General features: G+C 61.8%; 18 protein-coding genes. 8 read left to right on the top strand and 10 right to left on the bottom strand.

The window, feature by feature from the left end:
• The first annotated feature begins 53 nt into the window (after nucleotides 1-53).
• Nucleotides 54-596 (top strand): TetR/AcrR family transcriptional regulator, encoded by a 543-nt coding sequence (locus CXR25_RS02595; protein ID WP_096168228.1) that lies wholly within the window; start codon nucleotides 54-56, stop codon nucleotides 594-596.
• Nucleotides 584-1,252, top strand: a complete 669-nt coding sequence (locus CXR25_RS02590; protein ID WP_096168227.1) for an NAD(P)H-dependent oxidoreductase — start codon at nucleotides 584-586, stop codon at nucleotides 1,250-1,252. Before CXR25_RS02595 ends, CXR25_RS02590 begins: the two co-directional genes overlap by 13 nt.
• Here the strand turns inward: CXR25_RS02590 and CXR25_RS02585 are convergent.
• Both CXR25_RS02585 and CXR25_RS02580 read right to left on the bottom strand, forming a co-directional pair.
• Nucleotides 1,240-2,052, bottom strand: a complete 813-nt coding sequence (locus tag CXR25_RS02585) for a CoA-transferase subunit beta (RefSeq protein WP_096158173.1) — start codon at nucleotides 2,050-2,052, stop codon at nucleotides 1,240-1,242. The two genes, CXR25_RS02590 and CXR25_RS02585, sit on opposite strands and share 13 nt — an antisense overlap.
• Complete coding sequence (locus CXR25_RS02580) at nucleotides 2,049-2,981, bottom strand: CoA transferase subunit A (protein ID WP_226824082.1); 933 nt, start codon at nucleotides 2,979-2,981, stop codon at nucleotides 2,049-2,051. Before CXR25_RS02580 ends, CXR25_RS02585 begins: the two co-directional genes overlap by 4 nt.
• A 224-nt stretch (nucleotides 2,982-3,205) precedes the next feature.
• On the opposite strand from CXR25_RS02580, the gene CXR25_RS02575 reads away from it, so the two are divergent.
• Nucleotides 3,206-3,859 (top strand): histidine phosphatase family protein, encoded by a 654-nt coding sequence (locus tag CXR25_RS02575; RefSeq protein WP_009881649.1) that lies wholly within the window; start codon nucleotides 3,206-3,208, stop codon nucleotides 3,857-3,859.
• Between the two features lie 7 nt (nucleotides 3,860-3,866).
• On the opposite strand, the gene CXR25_RS02570 is transcribed toward CXR25_RS02575, so the two are convergent.
• On the bottom strand, nucleotides 3,867-5,219 hold the full coding sequence (locus CXR25_RS02570) for a 2-hydroxycarboxylate transporter family protein (protein ID WP_081448504.1): 1,353 nt from the start codon (nucleotides 5,217-5,219) through the stop codon (nucleotides 3,867-3,869).
• 155 nt (nucleotides 5,220-5,374) lie between these two features.
• On the opposite strand from CXR25_RS02570, the gene CXR25_RS02565 reads away from it, so the two are divergent.
• From CXR25_RS02565 to CXR25_RS02550, 4 genes are all read left to right on the top strand, one after another.
• Nucleotides 5,375-6,595 (top strand): CaiB/BaiF CoA transferase family protein, encoded by a 1,221-nt coding sequence (locus CXR25_RS02565; protein WP_114385150.1) that lies wholly within the window; start codon nucleotides 5,375-5,377, stop codon nucleotides 6,593-6,595.
• Nucleotides 6,595-7,530, top strand: coding sequence for a hydroxymethylglutaryl-CoA lyase (locus CXR25_RS02560; protein ID WP_069599434.1), 936 nt, complete (start codon nucleotides 6,595-6,597; stop codon nucleotides 7,528-7,530). The genes CXR25_RS02565 and CXR25_RS02560 overlap by 1 nt, the downstream gene beginning before the upstream one ends.
• Nucleotides 7,531-7,536: 6 nt before the next feature.
• Nucleotides 7,537-8,238, top strand: coding sequence for a GntR family transcriptional regulator (locus tag CXR25_RS02555; protein WP_101598714.1), 702 nt, complete (start codon nucleotides 7,537-7,539; stop codon nucleotides 8,236-8,238).
• A gap of 62 nt (nucleotides 8,239-8,300) precedes the next feature.
• The gene (locus CXR25_RS02550) at nucleotides 8,301-8,918 is read left to right on the top strand and encodes a DUF4166 domain-containing protein (RefSeq protein ID WP_096161056.1); all 618 of its coding nucleotides are present in this window, start codon (nucleotides 8,301-8,303) and stop codon (nucleotides 8,916-8,918) included.
• Here CXR25_RS02550 and CXR25_RS02545 read toward each other — a convergent pair.
• Nucleotides 8,894-9,760, bottom strand: coding sequence for a uroporphyrinogen-III synthase (locus CXR25_RS02545; RefSeq protein WP_096162573.1), 867 nt, complete (start codon nucleotides 9,758-9,760; stop codon nucleotides 8,894-8,896). The two genes, CXR25_RS02550 and CXR25_RS02545, sit on opposite strands and share 25 nt — an antisense overlap.
• Nucleotides 9,761-9,838: 78 nt before the next feature.
• A complete protein-coding gene (locus CXR25_RS02540; RefSeq protein ID WP_050773333.1) occupies nucleotides 9,839-10,327 on the bottom strand; it encodes a DUF2000 family protein in 489 nt (162 codons plus the stop codon).
• 48 nt (nucleotides 10,328-10,375) lie between these two features.
• On the opposite strand from CXR25_RS02540, the gene CXR25_RS02535 reads away from it, so the two are divergent.
• Nucleotides 10,376-11,152: a helix-turn-helix transcriptional regulator gene (locus tag CXR25_RS02535; protein ID WP_125240382.1), complete on the top strand. Its 777-nt coding sequence runs from the start codon at nucleotides 10,376-10,378 to the stop codon at nucleotides 11,150-11,152.
• Between the two features lie 36 nt (nucleotides 11,153-11,188).
• On the opposite strand, the gene CXR25_RS02530 is transcribed toward CXR25_RS02535, so the two are convergent.
• The 5 genes from CXR25_RS02530 to CXR25_RS02510 all read right to left on the bottom strand — a co-directional run bounded on the left by CXR25_RS02530 (nucleotide 11,189) and on the right by CXR25_RS02510 (nucleotide 15,265).
• Entirely contained in the window at nucleotides 11,189-11,539 is a 351-nt protein-coding gene (locus CXR25_RS02530) for a type II toxin-antitoxin system death-on-curing family toxin (protein ID WP_164513932.1), read from the bottom strand.
• Between the two features lie 14 nt (nucleotides 11,540-11,553).
• A complete protein-coding gene (locus tag CXR25_RS02525; protein WP_009881659.1) occupies nucleotides 11,554-12,327 on the bottom strand; it encodes a type II toxin-antitoxin system antitoxin SocA domain-containing protein in 774 nt (257 codons plus the stop codon).
• Between the two features lie 105 nt (nucleotides 12,328-12,432).
• Nucleotides 12,433-13,251: a 2-keto-4-pentenoate hydratase gene (locus CXR25_RS02520; RefSeq protein ID WP_205683615.1), complete on the bottom strand. Its 819-nt coding sequence runs from the start codon at nucleotides 13,249-13,251 to the stop codon at nucleotides 12,433-12,435.
• A 53-nt stretch (nucleotides 13,252-13,304) separates the two neighbouring features.
• Nucleotides 13,305-14,270, bottom strand: a complete 966-nt coding sequence (locus tag CXR25_RS02515) for an NADP-dependent oxidoreductase (protein ID WP_125240381.1) — start codon at nucleotides 14,268-14,270, stop codon at nucleotides 13,305-13,307.
• A gap of 110 nt (nucleotides 14,271-14,380) precedes the next feature.
• Nucleotides 14,381-15,265 carry a CPBP family intramembrane glutamic endopeptidase gene (locus CXR25_RS02510; RefSeq protein WP_206430645.1) on the bottom strand — a complete coding sequence of 295 codons (885 nt, stop codon included), beginning with the start codon at nucleotides 15,263-15,265 and terminating at the stop codon, nucleotides 14,381-14,383.
• Nucleotides 15,266-15,285: the final 20 nt, after the last annotated feature.

Below are 15,285 nucleotides of genomic sequence, written 5' to 3'. Positions count from 1 at the left end.
CTCATCCCCTACGGGTTTGCCCAATGTAAAACGATCGTTGTACCGTTGTCATCATGTCCACTACACGCACCGACATCGTCGCCAGCTGTGAGCCCATCTTCGACCGGAACGGCTTCGCGGCAACCGGCATGGATGCTCTCACCAAGGCAGCGAACGTCTCCTCGAGAACCCTGTACAAGCATCTGGGCAGCAAGACCGGGCTCACGATCGCCGTTCTCGAGGCCCGGATGGAACGCTTCTTCAGCACCTGCACAGCGTCGACTTTCGACGAGCTGCTCACCGGCCTTGAACGTTGGATAGAAGCAGAAGGAGCCCGTGGCTGCCTGTTCCTGCGGGCTCAAGGCGAAGCCGATGCGCTTGGCGCCGGTGCTGAGGTCTCCACCGTGATCGCGGAATATCGGCGGCGACTACGAGAGCTGATCGCCCACCTCGTCGTCATCGAGCTCGGTCGTGAAGATGACACTCTGTCCGATGAGCTGCTCATCATCTTCGAGGGTGCAACATCAACAGCCTCATACCTGGGCCTGCGCGCAATCGCTGCGGCCCGCAGTGCGGCGAGCGCCGTGCTGACGAAAGGAGATCCATGCACCTGCTGACCGTCTTCGCCCACCCGATCCGCACGAGCTATCCGGGTGCGGTGATGGATTCCTTCCACGAACCATTCGCAGTTGCAGGTCACTCGATCGATGTCCTCGATCTCCACACCGAGGGTTTCGACCCACGATTCACCGAGGCAGACCACAGCCACTTCTGGGGCGGTCCGATCCCATCCGGCATCGCCGACATGCACCAGCGGGTCGAGGCTGCTGACCGGTTGGCGTTCGTCTTCCCCGTCTACTGGTGGTCGATGCCGGCTATGATGAAGGGCTGGATCGAACGGGTCTTCACCGGCGACTGGGCCTATCAGTATGGCTCGGGTGTTGCCGATAGAGGTAAGGAGCCGCTGAACGGGCTCCTCCCCCGCATGCCCACAGCCCTCATCGGGGTCGGCGGTTCCAAGCAGAGCACCTATGACAAATACGGGTATGCGGACGCGATGCATGCCCAGCTCGACATCGGCATCTTCGCCTACTGCGGCATCTCCGATGTGGAAAGCCACCTCATCTACGACGTCGAGGGCGAGCACAACGCCGACAATCGAAGCGCCGGAATCACCCAAGCACGAGACATCGCCACCGCATTCGCGTCTCCGACCCGCTCGCCCCGAAACGCCAAGGAGGAGCACTTCGCGAGTTCGGCTCAGCGCAGGTAGATGCGGGTGGGGTCGAGATCGTCCCTGAGTACCGCCAGCTCTTCTGCCGTGGGCGCTTGAGTTGTTTCGAGATTGCTCGCGACCTTCAGGTCCCAACCAGTCTGTCGCACAACCTCGGCGGGGTCGACTCCTGGGTGCACTGCGCTCAGCGTGAGTTCCTCGTCCTGGGCGAATCGGGTCATGATTCCCAGGTCCGTGATCACGTGCGTGACTCCCGCGCCGGCAGGCATGGTGCCAACCTCAGACTGTGCCGCCCGGTGAGGGCTGGGTGAGGTGACGAAGTCGAGAGTCTCGACGAATGTGCGCGGGGTATGCCGACGCATGACGAGAAAGATTTCGGCCGCCCCGGCCATGGCTTCGATCGCTCCACCGGAGCCGGGCAGTCGACTGTCGGGGTGTTCCCAGTCCTCACCGATCAGAGTGGAGTTGAGGCTGCCATAGCGGTCTACCTGTGCGGCTCCGAGGAATCCGACATCGATGCGCTGCCCCTGCAGGACGTAGTTGAACAGGTGAGTCATCGGAATCACCGAGGCGGCCCCCGGAACCAGCACCGAGTCGGAGATCGTGCGCGGCAGGTCCGGCGGTCTGGCTCCTGTGACGCCCGATTCGTAGACGATCTCAATCTCCGGGGCCACGGTGCGCTGGGCCAGTGCAGTAGCCAGCGTCGGCAGGCCGTGTCCGGCGAAGACGACGCGGCGGCCGGCGAGTGCTCGGGCCGAATGGATGGTGAGCAGCTCGCTGCTCGTGACATCCCCGTCGTCCTTGTTCGTGTCCGTGTGGTCAGATGTGCCAGCGGTCATTCCCGACCTCCATAGTTGACGGGTGTCGAATAGGCGTCGCGGATGCCCAACTTGTCGAAATGGTCGGCTCCCAGCAGTGCGAGGAATTCCTCATGATCTGCAGTGGCGTGGATGTTGGTCTGCAGCCATTGCTTGACTGCCTCGGCATCACGGGCGAGAGCCGACCAGTCGCGGGAGAACGCATCGTCGCGGTCGTAGCATCCCTGCACGGCATGCGGGTGTGCGCCGCGTGGAACTTCGACGACGGCGTCAACGACATGGGAGGGAACGATTGTGCGGTTTGGGTCGGAGCGGATGATGGACTCGTCGACGATCTCTTCGACGGTCACGATGAGTCGCCGGCCTGCAAACGCGGCCTCGGTCTGGATTCCCAGCATCCCCCAGGCCTGCACATTTCCGGCCGAGTCGGCACGTTGAGCGTGGATGACCGTGAGGTCCGGATTGAGCGCGGGCACGACGTAGATCGGCGGACCGCCGAAGGGGTCTTCCACGGGTCTGATCCGGGGATTCTTCTGGGCGAGATCGCTGCCGCGATAGGACGCGATCGGCTGGAACGGGAGCTTCGAGGCACCGGCCTGATACCTGGCCACCATTCCGCCGTGGCTGTATTCGTCGAACCACAGCGGTTCCGGATCCGAGTGCTCAATTCTCCGGCGCAGTTCGTAGAGCGAGCCCGCCGAACTGTTGGCCACGAAGGCCGCGATCAGACCAGTGAGGCAGTTGGCGCCGAGGAGCTGGTCGACGATGACATCACAGGACATGCGTGCCAGGGTGAGGTTCGAGAATTTCTGTCGGATGATCTCGTGCGCGGCGGCGACCGGCACGAGGTGGCCGAAGCCTTCCAGCGCGACGGTGTCCCCATCGTTGAGATGGGTGCTGATCGCCTCTGACAGGCTCGTCGTCTTGTCCATCGCGTCCTCCTTGAGCATCGATTGACTGTGACCTCGATCATCCTGCCAAAATCATTTATGCCAGTCCAATGTAAATACTGCCCTTCATTCATACAGTTTGAGCATTATTTACACCCGGCATTCGTGTCACGCAATTATTTCGACCGAACGATCGCTTAGCCTCGATCGGCGCCGTAGACTCGAACTCGATAGGCATTTGCGCGCACCGGCTCCAATGGCGGACGGTCGAGATGAGGAGAAGCATGAGTGTTCTGTATCTGGTCAGGCATGGCCAGGCATCATTCGGCACCGATGTCTATGACCGACTGTCCGATCTGGGCAAGGAGCAGAGCCGTATCACCGGCGAGCACCTCGGCGCACAGCACGTCGCGCCGGTTCGCATCGTCCACGGAGAGATGCTGCGCCAGCGACAGACCGCCGAAGGCATCCAGACCGGACTCGGCAGCGCTTTGGAGCCTCAGATCGATTCCGGCTGGAACGAGTACCAGGCCTGGGAACTCACCGGGGCCCTGACCAATCCCGACCCTCGTGCGCAGAAGGATTCGAAAGTCTTCCAGGCCGAACTCGAACGCGGAGCTGCCCGCTGGGCCAGCGGTGAGCACGACGGCGACTATACGGAGACCTTCAAGGAGTTCGCCACCCGCGTCAACACCGCTCTCGATGACGCGTGTGCGGCAATGAGTTCCGGTGAGTCGACGATCGTCGTCTCCAGCGCCGGGGCCATCGCGTGGACGGCAGCCAGACTGCTCGGCGGCGGCTTCGACCAGTGGATGGCGTTCAACCGGGTGACCGTCAACACCGGAATCACGCGCATCATCACCGGCCGCAGCGGCACCAGCCTCGTCTCCTTCAACGAGCACGGCCATCAGGTTCCGGAGAAGGTCACCTACCGCTAGTCGGTGTCTACAGCAGGTACGGAGCCAACGCGGACAAGGCGACGAGGACCAGTCCACCGCCGATGCGTGAGGAGATCGACAGGAACGGCAGCAGGTTCAACCTCTGTGAGGCCTGAAGGACCGCGAGGTCACCGCTGGAACCGAAGTCGGCCAGTCCCAGTCCCGCCGAGATCGCCGATTCGATCCAGTACAGCTTGACCAGCCAGCCGACGAAGCCGGCGACGAGAGCGGCGATGACCACGGTCAGCAGCGTCATTGCCATGTATCCGGGGTCCGAGACCAGCGAGAGAACCTCATCGATATTGATGGCGATCACGCTGATGGCGACGAGGATCGCAGGAATCATCGCATTGGCGACGAAGACGTACCAGAGGTCAACGGACTCCTCCACGTACTGCGGCATCGGGACGAAGATCTTCGCCAGTGCGCAGATGACGATGAGGAATACGTAGGCGTGGAGCACCGGAAACAGATCGCTGAGCAGGTTCGACACGGTGAAGAGTGCACCGGCGATGAAGAAGCCCATCGCAGCCAACTTGACGGCCGCGGTCGGCGATTGGAGCTTCTCGGCAGTCGCCTCGGGCAGGCGGACTCCCTGGGCGAGGACACCCTTGCCGTTGAAGGCCTTGAAGCGGTGCCCATGCCTCTTTCCCGCATTGTTGAGAACAGCGGCAACAATGATGCAGATGATGTTGGCAACTGCGACTGCCGGCACCAGTGACGTCAGGTATTCCGCGGCAGATCCACCGCTGTTCTGAGCGATGATCTCTGAGATCGGAATGGCTCCGGCCGCGACACCGCCGCCCAGCACCGGTCCGGCGACGAAGAAGATCGCATAGCCTGCACCAACGCCGGTGACCTGCCCGATCAGTCCGATGACAGTGAAGCACACAGCGATCGTGACGATGATCGGGATGAGAATTCGGGCGCCGGCCTTGATGAGCAGGCTGCGCGGCATCCCGAGGATGCTGCCGGTGATGAGCGCCGCCACGACGAACTCCCCGAACCCCGAGGTGTCATAGAAGCTGGCCACCAAGCCTTCGATGGAGCCGGGCATCACACCGACGTACTTGAAGATCGCGGGAACGAGGATGCAGAGAATGACCCCGCCGCCGATCACTTTGAAATAGGGGATGGAGTTTCCCACCCACATCAGGATTCCGCCCAAGGAGATGACCACGGCGAAGGCCGCCGTCATTCCGGTCCCCTCGGAGGTGAGGCTCACTGCAACGAGGGCGATGATCGCCATCGGAATGAACGCCAGGACCGGCAGCCCCATGATCGTGCGATCGAAGGACGTGGCACTCTCCTGCACTTGCTCCGCCGGCGCAGAGTCCTCTTTGACATCTCGACTTGTCATGATTGTTCCGGTCCTACCTGGTAGACAAACTTCGTTGATTGCATACAGATCAGTGTATGGTGTTTCTAGAATCAGCTCCATTGCTGGGAACGATTGAAAGCATACCTCAGAATTTCGCATGATTGTATGCAACTTGTTGTTTCAAAGGAGAACCAGTGAACGAAGAGACATCGCGTCCCTCAGGTACAGGACCGCTGAGGGGAATCCGAGTTCTTGAGATGGGACAGCTCATCGCCGGACCGTTCTGCGGACAGCTGCTGGGCGACCTCGGTGCCGAGGTCATCAAGATCGAGGACCCCAAGAACGGTGATCCGATGCGCCAATGGGGACAGGCCACCATCAAGGGCTCATCACTGTGGTGGTCCGTCCTGGCCCGCAACAAGAAATCCGTGACCCTCAACCTGCGCACCCCGGAGGGCCAGGAAGCTGCACGCGCACTGGCCGAGTCTGCCGACATCGTCGTCGAGAACTTCCGCCCGGGCTCGCTCGAGAAATGGGGCCTCAGCCACGAGGAGCTCCAGAAGAACAACCCCGGGCTCATCATGCTGCGCGTCTCCGGGTTCGGCCAGTCGGGCCCCTATGCCAAGCAGGCCGGCTACGGCTCCATCGGCGAAGCCATGGGCGGTCTGCGCTACGTCGTCGGCGACCCGTCCACTCCCCCATCACGGGTCGGGGTGTCGATCGGTGATTCCCTGGCGGCCCTGTTCGGAACCATCGGCGTTCTCGCAGCACTCCAGGAAAGGCACAACAGCGGTCTCGGCCAGGTGGTGGACTCCGCGATCTACGAATCCGTCCTGGCAATGATGGAGTCCATGGTGCCCGAATGGGCCGACGACGGAATCCAACGAGAACGCAGCGGTTCGACCCTGCCCAAGATCGCTCCCAGCAACGTCTACCCCACCGCAGATGGACAATGGCTCATCATCGCCGCCAATCAGGACACGGTCTTCGCACGCTTGGCTGCGGCCATGGGCAATCCCCAACTCGCCGACGATCCTGAGTACTCCACCCATACGGCTCGAGGCGAGCGCCAGGCTGAACTCGACGAGCTGGTCGCCGAATTCTCTTTGCAGTACAAGGCCGATGACCTGGTCGAACTCCTCAACGAGCACTCCGTGCCGGTCGGGAAGATCTTCCGGGTCGAGGACATGCTCAGCGATCCGCAGTACAAGGCCCGCAGGTCCGTCGTCGAGGTCGAGAGCAAGGACTATGGGTCGGTGACGATGCAGAACGCCTTCCCGCGGCTCAGCCGCACCGACACCGCCGTGCGATGGGTCGGACCCGATCTCGGCCAGGACACCGAGGATGTGCTCACAGAGGCCGGCTATAGCCACGATGCTCTCGCAGAGATGAGAGACAAGGGAGTGATCCGCTGATGTGGAATCTGCCAGAGCGTGCTCGCGTCGTCGAGGTGGGGCTCAGAGATGGTCTCCAAGCCATCGAGACGCCGTTGTCCACCGATCGTAAGATTGCCATCGTCTCCGAGATGATCGCCGCCGGGTTCAAAGAGATCGAGGTCGCGTCCTTCGCTCACCCGAAGGTTCTTCCGCAATTGGCCGACGCCGAGGCTGTCCTGGCCGGAATCCCTCGCCCACCTGATGTTCGCTTCCGCGCTCTCGTCCCCAATGCCAGGGGTGCACTTCGGGCCGCGAAGTGTGAGCTCGATGAGCTGACGTTCGTCGTTCCGGCAGAGGACGGCATGGCGCTGAAGAACCAGGGAACGACGACGGACGGTCTGCTGGACCAGTTGGATGAGATCAGAGAGGTCTCAGGAGGGGCGGGACAGCGACTCATCGTCGCCGTCGCCTGCGCCTTCTTCTCCCCCTGCTACGGACCGGTGTCGAAGGATGCGCGCGACAAGGTCGTTCGCAAGGCGATCGAGGTCGGCGCCGATGGCGTCTACCTCGCCACGACGACCGGTGAGGAGACTCCGTTGGAGCTCTTCTCCGGCATCAGCGAGACGAAACACGATTTCCCGGACCTGGAAGTCGGGGCGCATCTGCACAACCGCAACGGCTTCGCCCCGGCGAATGCACTGGCGGCTCTGTCTGCCGGTGCCGACTGGCTCGAATCCTCAGTTGCCGGGCTCGGCGGAGACATGTGGTTCCCCGGCGATCCGAGCGTCCTCGGCAACATGGCAACCGAGGATCTCATCCATCTGCTGGATGGAATGGGCATCTCCACCGGCATAGACTTGAACCGTGTCAGACATATATCTGAAGGTCTCATCGAAGAGACGAAGTTCCCAGTCAGCTCGTTCGTCAGCCGAGGTGGTACTCGTGAGGAACTCGCCAACGCCACGTGGGACTAGTGTCCGATGCCTGTAGACGTTGACACCACACCGCCTCAGTTCGGCGACTCACAGTGGACTGAAGTCAGCTCACGCATCCTCGGCTTGGTGGTCTCTGGGGACCTGCCGCCGGGATCGTGGATACGCGAGAACGACCTTGCCGGTCGCCTCGGCGTGAGCCGGACGCCCATTCGTGAGGCCTTCCGTGAATTGGTGGGCGTCGGTGTCGTCGAGGTTGTGCCGAGGCGTGGGACGCGTGTGCGCAGCTATGACGCTGAAGAGATCGAGCAGATCTACCGCTCACGTGCGGTCATCGAACCCTACGTCATGTCCGAAAGCGTCGGTCGGCTCACCGAGGATGACTTCGCAACTCTGTCCGAGCTGACCGAACAGATGAAGAGCCTGGGGTCGGATCCGAGAACGCGGCACCACATCGCCTCGGTGAACAACGAATTCCACGCCATCTTCATCCGCAACAGCGCGGCTCAGTCCCTCATTTCGACGACGTCCAACCTCATGATTCCCATCGTCGTGGCGAAGCTGTTCGCCTCGTACTCGGACAACGATGTGTCGTCGAGCATGAACCATCACGATGAGCTCATCTCTGCGGCCCGAGCAGAAGACAAGGAATGGGTCGCTGCAGTGAGTAAGGCCCACATCATCAGCGGACTCAACCGGTTCAAGGCCATGCAGATGGAACAGACACCGGGCCAGGATGACTCAGAATAGTCGCCGCTCGCTGCCTTACTGCCCGGCCCGCCCAACCTTGACCTGCGCCTATACTCGCAGGCATGGAGCCTGAGACGAGATCGCCGTACGAGCGGGCCCTCGGCTCCCGATTGTCTGAGCTGCATCCGGTGCTGCAACGCTACTTCGCGGCGATTCCTGCGGGCTCGGTCGGGGTCGGCGAAGGCACCTTCCAACGCTTCGGCACCAAGCACTGGTGGCTGCGACCGGTGCTTGCCTGGGTGGCACGACGTCAGGTGATCGTACCCGGGATGCACCATCAAGTCCCGTTTCGGATCGAGAACCGCACCGTTGACGGCCAGCAGACCGCAGCTCGCACCCTGGAGCTGGAGTCGGGTACCTGGACGATGGTCGACGCGGTCTCACTGTCCGAGTCCGGCCAGGTCGTCGATGTGCTGGGCAGCCCGGCCCTGGTCGAAGCCGCCTTCGAAGTCGCGGCGGATAATGGTGGTTTGAGCCTGAACAGCCGTGGCGTCACCGTGCGGTTGGGGCCAATCCGTTTTCCTGTCCCGAAGGTCATTCGTCCGGTGATCGCCCTAAGCGAGCGCTACGTCGCCGAGGTGGCTCGCCAGTACGTGCGACTCACCGTTGACGTCCCCGTCCTGGGCCGAGTGTATGAGTACCACGGTTCGTTCACCTATCGATTTGAAGAGGAAGCCTGACTCTGCCGCGCAGTGAGTTCGGTGACCATAGTGCGCACGAGCGAACCCAGACGGAACCTCTCGGGGATCAACGGCTCGATTCCGTGCTCCAACAGCGGTGCTGCCGTGACGTTGCCGACCACAGCGGAGAGCACACCGTCCTCGTCGCTGAAAGCTTCGAGGACTTCGGGCAGCAGGCCCTGATCACGAGCGGCGTCCAAGAAGGCAGTGACCCCGGGCGCCGAGGTGAAGGCCACGGCATCACAACGGCGGTTCGCGACGAGTTCGACGGCGGCCACCACGGCGTCTGGATCCGGTGCGGGACCCCACCGGTAGACCACCAACGAGCTGACCTCGGCACCGGCTGCGGAGAAGGCTTCGTCCAGACCATCGGCGCCAGCGCCGTGGTGCTGCACCGCGATCCGAAGGCCACGCACTCCCTGTTCGAGCAGAACCTGCTGGATCTCTGAGTTGGTCTCTGATTCGGCAACCCAGGCCGGTTTCAGGCCCGCGGACTGAATCGCACCGCGGGCCTTGGGACCGCGGGCGATGATCTGGGCTCCGGTGAGCATGGCGTGCCACTGTTCGCTGAGCCCTTCGGCCTCGGCGACTTCAGCCCAGCCATTGAAGCCGACGCCGGTTGTGACTACAACGATGTCGGGGTGGGTGTCGATGAGTGCACGGGTGCGTGCAACGAGTTCGGGGTCATCGACGTTGGGGATGACCGACAGTGTGGGCGCATGAACGATGGCCGCACCGTGCCGTTCGAGGGCGGTCGCGAACTGTTCGGCCTTCCGCTGAGCAGTCAGGACCACGCGACATCCGGACAGCTTGCCGTTCAGGTCACTTCGAGACTCATCCATGGACATATCCTTGCCGCCGCACGACTGTCAGGGCAACTCGTACATCGCGACGACACCCGCTAACCCCGGCTCACCACCTCACCCATGCATCCGCGCACCCTTAACCACCCGATCGACTGCGTTCTTCGGCCCCCGCAGAGCAATCCCCACCAGGTTGAGATCCTCAGCAGCAACCGATGCCACGGCCTCACGGTTGGCCGCGTCGTGTCCGGTCGAGAACAGTTCCTGCGTATAGACCGCCAGAGGAATCCCGCGGCCGAGTGCCTTCTCCCGAGCCTTCGCCAACAGTGCTCCATCGGCCGTCATGACAAGGACAGGCTGGCGCAGCATCGGCAGATAGTCGTTGCCGTCGCCGTCGCGGTAGTTCTCCCCCACCAGCCCCGATTCGCTCGTGGCAATGCCGCTGGTCAGGAACGCCGTGACGTTGAGTTCCTGCCAGGGAAGCAGGTCATCGCGGAGAACCACGACGACCTTAGTATCGAATCGGACCACCTCGGCGCCGGTTGCACCGACCGAATCGGTGGAGCTGCCTGAATCTGTTTCTGCTGTGTTCGTGTTTTCGTGCATGCTCTCACTCTGACCGGTTTCCACAGGTGGGTCTTGTACGTTTGTGACATGGCAGATGTGATCCACGCGTGGCACCCGGATGTGCCCCTGGTGCAGGAGGTTCTCCACGCACAGTTCGAGCATCATGCCTACCCGTCCCACACTTATGATTCGTGGACGGTTCTGCTCGTCGATCAGGGCACCGTCACCTACGATCTGGACCGGCACGAGCACCGGACGACGAACTCGACGGTGACGCTGCTGCCGCCGCAGGTGCCCCACGATGGTCGCTCGGCGACTCCTGATGTTCCGTTCCGCAAACGCGTGCTCTACCTCGAACCCGAATGGCTGTCCCTGAGCGCCGTCGATGCTGCGGCGGAGGCTCCGACGCTCTTCGATCCGAGCGTCACGTCGACTGTCGACCAGATCCATGCCGCACTGAATGATCCAGCCGATGTCCTCGCCGCCGAGTGCGGGGTCCTTGCCCTGCGCGAGCTCGTGCAGCCGCATCTGAAGTCACCGGTCGACATTGCTTCTGACAAGCCCTTGGCCCGTCGTCTGCGTCATCTGCTCGATGATCGCCTGGACGAGACCTTCACCATCGCCGAGGCGGCCGCTGACTTAGGTGCCCACCGCAGTCACCTCGTCCGGGTATTCACCCAGACCTACGGGATCGCCCCGCACCAGTACGTCATCGGCCGTCGCGTGGACCGCGCCCGCCGACTGCTCCTGACCGGCCACTCCCCCGCGGAGGCGGCCGCCCAGTCGGGCTTCCACGACCAGTCCCATCTCACCCGGCACTTCCGCCGGACGTTGGGAACGACACCGGGAGTCTTCGCGGCCTGAAGCTAGGAGCAGACCCACCAGCGAAGTAGAAGTTATTCAAGCCTGGCGTTGACTGAGCCAGACCGCTATCTCCTTAACAGACAGATTGTTGTCGACAACTTCGTCCTCGATGAAGGCAACAAGTGACTGTGTCCCGAGGTTGAGTTCCACGCCGTTGGCCAAGAGGAATAGCTCGCATGAGGCCCACGCACAACGCTTGTTCCCGTCGAGAAAGGCATGAGCGTTGGCGATATGAGATAAGAGGACAGCTGCCTTCTCAAACAGAGTCGGATACGGCACTTGGCCGAAATAGTCGGTCTGTGGCGAGAGGACCGCCGACCCGAGCTTGCCGTACTCAAGTAGAGGAGCCGAGGACTCTCTGTCGTGGATCTTGATAACAAGATCCACGCTTAAATACTCGATCACCTAGATGCGAGGAGGTCCAGGGCTTCTCTCCGCTCGGTGCGGATCTTGCTCAGAAGCTTTTCGAACTTCTCATCACCGATGATGGCAGCATCAAAACTAGGCCTAGTTGGACCCTCGCCCTTCAGCGCCTGCATCGTGTACTCCTTCTTCATATCCGTCGGGGCAATCGCCCTGCCAGCTTCGTGCCCCCCGCTAAGAGAGTTGAACGTCTTCTTCCAAGGCGACTCGCTATGAGTCCGATCCACGAGCTGCGTAGCCGTGAATTGATTGTAATAACCGACTATCGCATCGACGACGCTCTTGAGCTCGGCGGAAATGCCGTCCGATCGAGGCACCGTGGCGGTAAAATTCTTGTACGCGAGTTCTGTGGTCGGCCCGTACTGCCAAGCTACAACTGGATCGGAGAAAGCATCTTGTCCAGTCCATGCCAGTGACCAAGCCTGTGTGTAATAGACCAGCTTCATGGCTTTCGTGACACTAACCTCGGGCAATGCAAACTTGATGTACTGAAGTACATCCACAGAAGTTGTCATTGCGCCCACCACCTCGAACGAGATTTTATTAGTTATCCCTATTCTACGCGAGGGACGAACTGAAGCGAAGCAAATGCTCTGGCTACCGACCATCTCTCGCAGATTGTCGCCGTTGACCCCATGCGACCAGCCGATACCGAGGTGCTGGTCCGTCCAGCGAGTTCGGGCCAGTCGGTCGTTGAGATCATTGAGATCGGATTGGTCGACATTGCTCTGAAAAGGCTGCGTTTCAGACATGGAAACAGCATGGCAGACGGGTATGACACGGGCCGTCTTCGTTCTGCCCGTCAGGCTGCGTCATCTGTTTGATGGTTGCATGGAAGAAACCTCCACCCCACCGATTCAGTCAACGAACGTGCAGGTGACGACTCCCAGATCGTCAAACCTCGCCGACAGGGAATCCCCCGGTTCAACTGGGATGGGTTCGCTGCACGTGCCCGTAGTGATGAAGTCTCCCGCGGCCAGGCCGATATCGACGGCGGAGAGCTCATTGACCAGCCAGGTCAGTGCTGCGACTGGGTCACCGAGAACGTTTCTGCCGACTCCCTCAATGGTTCGGGGCCCTGCTGGGCCGTCGACTTCGGCGGTCATCGACACCTCAGCCAGATCGCGCGAGGTCCAGGTCTCCTTCGCCGCTGGCCCCAGCACAAACCGGTGCCCGCAGGCGTTGTCGGCGATCATCTGCAGAGCACCCGCCGTAGTGACATCGGTGAAGCGAGAACTTGGCAGTTCGATTCCGAAGTGCAGCGCAGCCACCGCCGCCACAACCTCGTCGAGGGTGTAAGGGTTTGGGCGCGGCGGCAGCGTCGTGCCGAGGACGAACACGAACTCCGGCTCGGCCAGACACATCGAATTGCCGCTCAGCGACACGGCCTCCCCATCTACTTGGACGCGATCAGCGAGCACGCGACTGCCCAGCGGGCCCTCGACATTGATGTGCCGTTGCCCGGCCTCACTCGTCGCCGCAATCTTCCATCCGAGGGTGGGCTGACCTTCCAACTCGGCATAGCGGGTCTGCATCGAGTAGGCCTCTGCTCGAGTTCCAGGAACAGCTCCTGCCGGCAGCGCATCAATCGCCGCCCCCTGCAGACCCACCTGGTGCACAGCGGTGGCACCGCGTTCGATCTTCTCCGTCGAAGACATCGCATTCACGTCCGTCATGAGATCAGTGTGGCACGGCGCAAGTCAATCGTGGAGGAGCGACCGGCAATCGGTCACATCGTCAGCACTGTCTTCGGCAGGTGACCCTCGTCCATCTGCCGATGGACCTCCACAACGTCCTCGAGCGGGGCTGTGGCCGGAGCAGGCACATGAAGCTCCCCGTTCTCGATGAGCTCAGCGACGTATTCGAGCGCAACATGATCCGGTTCGACGATGACGTTCGTCCAGCGAACACCTGCCTGCGTGGCCGCCTCGTCGAGGCCCTGCTGCTGTCCCGAGGGCACTCCCACGATGATCCCGTCCTGCTTGGTCAGTGAAACTGCGCGAACTGCGAACTCCCCACCGATGAGGTCGATGACGACGTCGACATCGTGAATCGGACCACCGCCGAGGCTGGGGTCGTCGAATTCCTCGCTCGCATAGTCGATCACCCGGTCCACACCGAGAGACTCCAGACGCTTCAGCTTCTCTCCCGTTGCGTGACCGATGACAGTCGCGCCCAGCTTCTTCGCCATCTGCACAACATAGATACCGACGGTGCCGCCACCGCCGAGGACGAGCACGCTCTGCCCTCTGCGCACATCTGCGGCTTCGTGCACGATCTGGTAAGCCGTCGTGGCAGGTAGAGGAATCGACGCGGCAGTCGCGAAATCCAGAGAATCGGGAATGCGCACGAGGTGGCGAGACGGTGAGGTCACAAATTCGGCATACCCGTCGGCCGGGTAGGGAAAACGGGGCATCCCGAAGACGCGATCACCGACAGCGAAACGATTCACCCCATTGCCCAGGGCGGAGACCTCACCGGCAATATCCCAGCCGACGGTGATGGGGAATGCGCCCATGAGCTTTGCTACGGAAGCTCCGCCACGAGTCTTTCCGTCGACCGGGTTGACCCCCGCGTGGCTGACTCGCACCTGAACCTCAGTGGGAATGGGTTCGGGGATCGGTGCGTCGTGGATCAGGGTGAGAACTTCCGGACCGCCGAATTCGTACTGGACTACCGCACGCATCTTGCTCATGTCTCCTCACGTATGCTTCGCTCTGGCCTGCTGCAGTGACGCATCAAGGGCAGAGGATGGGGTCAGACTGTGAGCATATCCCGCACATCGGCATCAGTGGAGAAGACGTCTCAGCCCTCGTCTCCGCGTGGCAACTGATCACTTGGGGTGCGCGCAGGGCCTGATTTGCGTGTCCACCACCAGATGATCGCCGTGATGACCGCGATCACGAACGCGGGAAGCAGCTGGTAAGGCGTTCCAACCCCGGCGGACCGGTCTCCGATGGCCGCTCCGAAGTCAATCCGCAGATAGAACGCTGCCAGGAAGCTCAGGGTGTTGAGCACAGCGTGGAGGACGATTGCGATCTCAAGCCCACCCGTGCGCCAAGTGATAATCGACAAGCAGCTGAACAGAGTCAGGTACCAGGTGATGATGTACGGATCGGTGGATCCGTGCATGGCGGTGAATGCCGCGCTGGTGACGACGATTCCGATGATCAACCCGAGGCGCCGGCTGTGCGTCCAGCTCCCGAGGATGCGGAAGACCAATCCGCGGAAGCCGTATTCCTCACCCGCCGCCTGCAGCGGAGTCAGGAGGAAGGTGATGATGAACATTGCGATGAGATCCGTGTGCGCCCAAGGGACCTCTTCAACCGGCCCCAGAAAGCCGATGGCGTTGACGAAGAGCCACGCAGGACCGAACACCAGAAGCGATTTGCCGAGCAGGTCGAATCGGAACCGCGAGGACACGGAGTGCAGCGACGCTGCGGGTTTTCCGTAGAGCCGGCGCTGGATGAGCATGCTCCACGGGATGAGAAGGGCAAGGCCGATCATGCTTCCGGCATGCCGGGCCGGCGTGTAGTCGGAAGGACTGTCTCCCAGCCCCGTGTCGATGACGGCGCTGAGCCAGTTGGCGGCGAGGGAGAAGAAGACCAGTCCTGCCAGCAGCAGCACGATCGCAAGGATGCCGCGTCCTATGCGCCGATGGTTGCCGGCGAGGACTCGGTGATATTCCACTCCACTGGGAACTGCAGAGA

The sequence above is a fragment of the Brevibacterium aurantiacum genome (genome assembly GCF_003932995.1).
GTDB lineage: Bacteria > Actinomycetota > Actinomycetes > Actinomycetales > Brevibacteriaceae > Brevibacterium > Brevibacterium aurantiacum.
The sequence above is the reverse complement of the archived record's forward strand: the minus strand, read 5'-3'. Positions and strand labels throughout refer to the sequence as shown.

What these genes read in the sequence shown, in the direction of transcription:
- CXR25_RS02550 (WP_096161056.1), top strand. Translation starts at nt 8,301, where the DNA reads ATGGAGCCTGAGACGAGATCGCCGTACGAGCGGGCCCTCGGCTCCCGA.
- CXR25_RS02595 (WP_096168228.1), top strand. Translation starts at nt 54, where the DNA reads ATGTCCACTACACGCACCGACATCGTCGCCAGCTGTGAGCCCATCTTC.
- CXR25_RS02525 (WP_009881659.1), bottom strand. Translation starts at nt 12,327, where the DNA reads ATGTCTGAAACGCAGCCTTTTCAGAGCAATGTCGACCAATCCGATCTC.
- CXR25_RS02555 (WP_101598714.1), top strand. Translation starts at nt 7,537, where the DNA reads ATGCCTGTAGACGTTGACACCACACCGCCTCAGTTCGGCGACTCACAG.
- CXR25_RS02520 (WP_205683615.1), bottom strand. Translation starts at nt 13,251, where the DNA reads ATGACGGACGTGAATGCGATGTCTTCGACGGAGAAGATCGAACGCGGT.
- CXR25_RS02580 (WP_226824082.1), bottom strand. Translation starts at nt 2,981, where the DNA reads ATGCTCAAGGAGGACGCGATGGACAAGACGACGAGCCTGTCAGAGGCG.
- CXR25_RS02570 (WP_081448504.1), bottom strand. Translation starts at nt 5,219, where the DNA reads ATGACAAGTCGAGATGTCAAAGAGGACTCTGCGCCGGCGGAGCAAGTG.
- CXR25_RS02575 (WP_009881649.1), top strand. Translation starts at nt 3,206, where the DNA reads ATGAGTGTTCTGTATCTGGTCAGGCATGGCCAGGCATCATTCGGCACC.
- CXR25_RS02540 (WP_050773333.1), bottom strand. Translation starts at nt 10,327, where the DNA reads ATGCACGAAAACACGAACACAGCAGAAACAGATTCAGGCAGCTCCACC.
- CXR25_RS02590 (WP_096168227.1), top strand. Translation starts at nt 584, where the DNA reads ATGCACCTGCTGACCGTCTTCGCCCACCCGATCCGCACGAGCTATCCG.
- CXR25_RS02585 (WP_096158173.1), bottom strand. Translation starts at nt 2,052, where the DNA reads ATGACCGCTGGCACATCTGACCACACGGACACGAACAAGGACGACGGG.
- CXR25_RS02545 (WP_096162573.1), bottom strand. Translation starts at nt 9,760, where the DNA reads ATGGATGAGTCTCGAAGTGACCTGAACGGCAAGCTGTCCGGATGTCGC.
- CXR25_RS02535 (WP_125240382.1), top strand. Translation starts at nt 10,376, where the DNA reads ATGGCAGATGTGATCCACGCGTGGCACCCGGATGTGCCCCTGGTGCAG.
- CXR25_RS02515 (WP_125240381.1), bottom strand. Translation starts at nt 14,270, where the DNA reads ATGAGCAAGATGCGTGCGGTAGTCCAGTACGAATTCGGCGGTCCGGAA.
- CXR25_RS02560 (WP_069599434.1), top strand. Translation starts at nt 6,595, where the DNA reads ATGTGGAATCTGCCAGAGCGTGCTCGCGTCGTCGAGGTGGGGCTCAGA.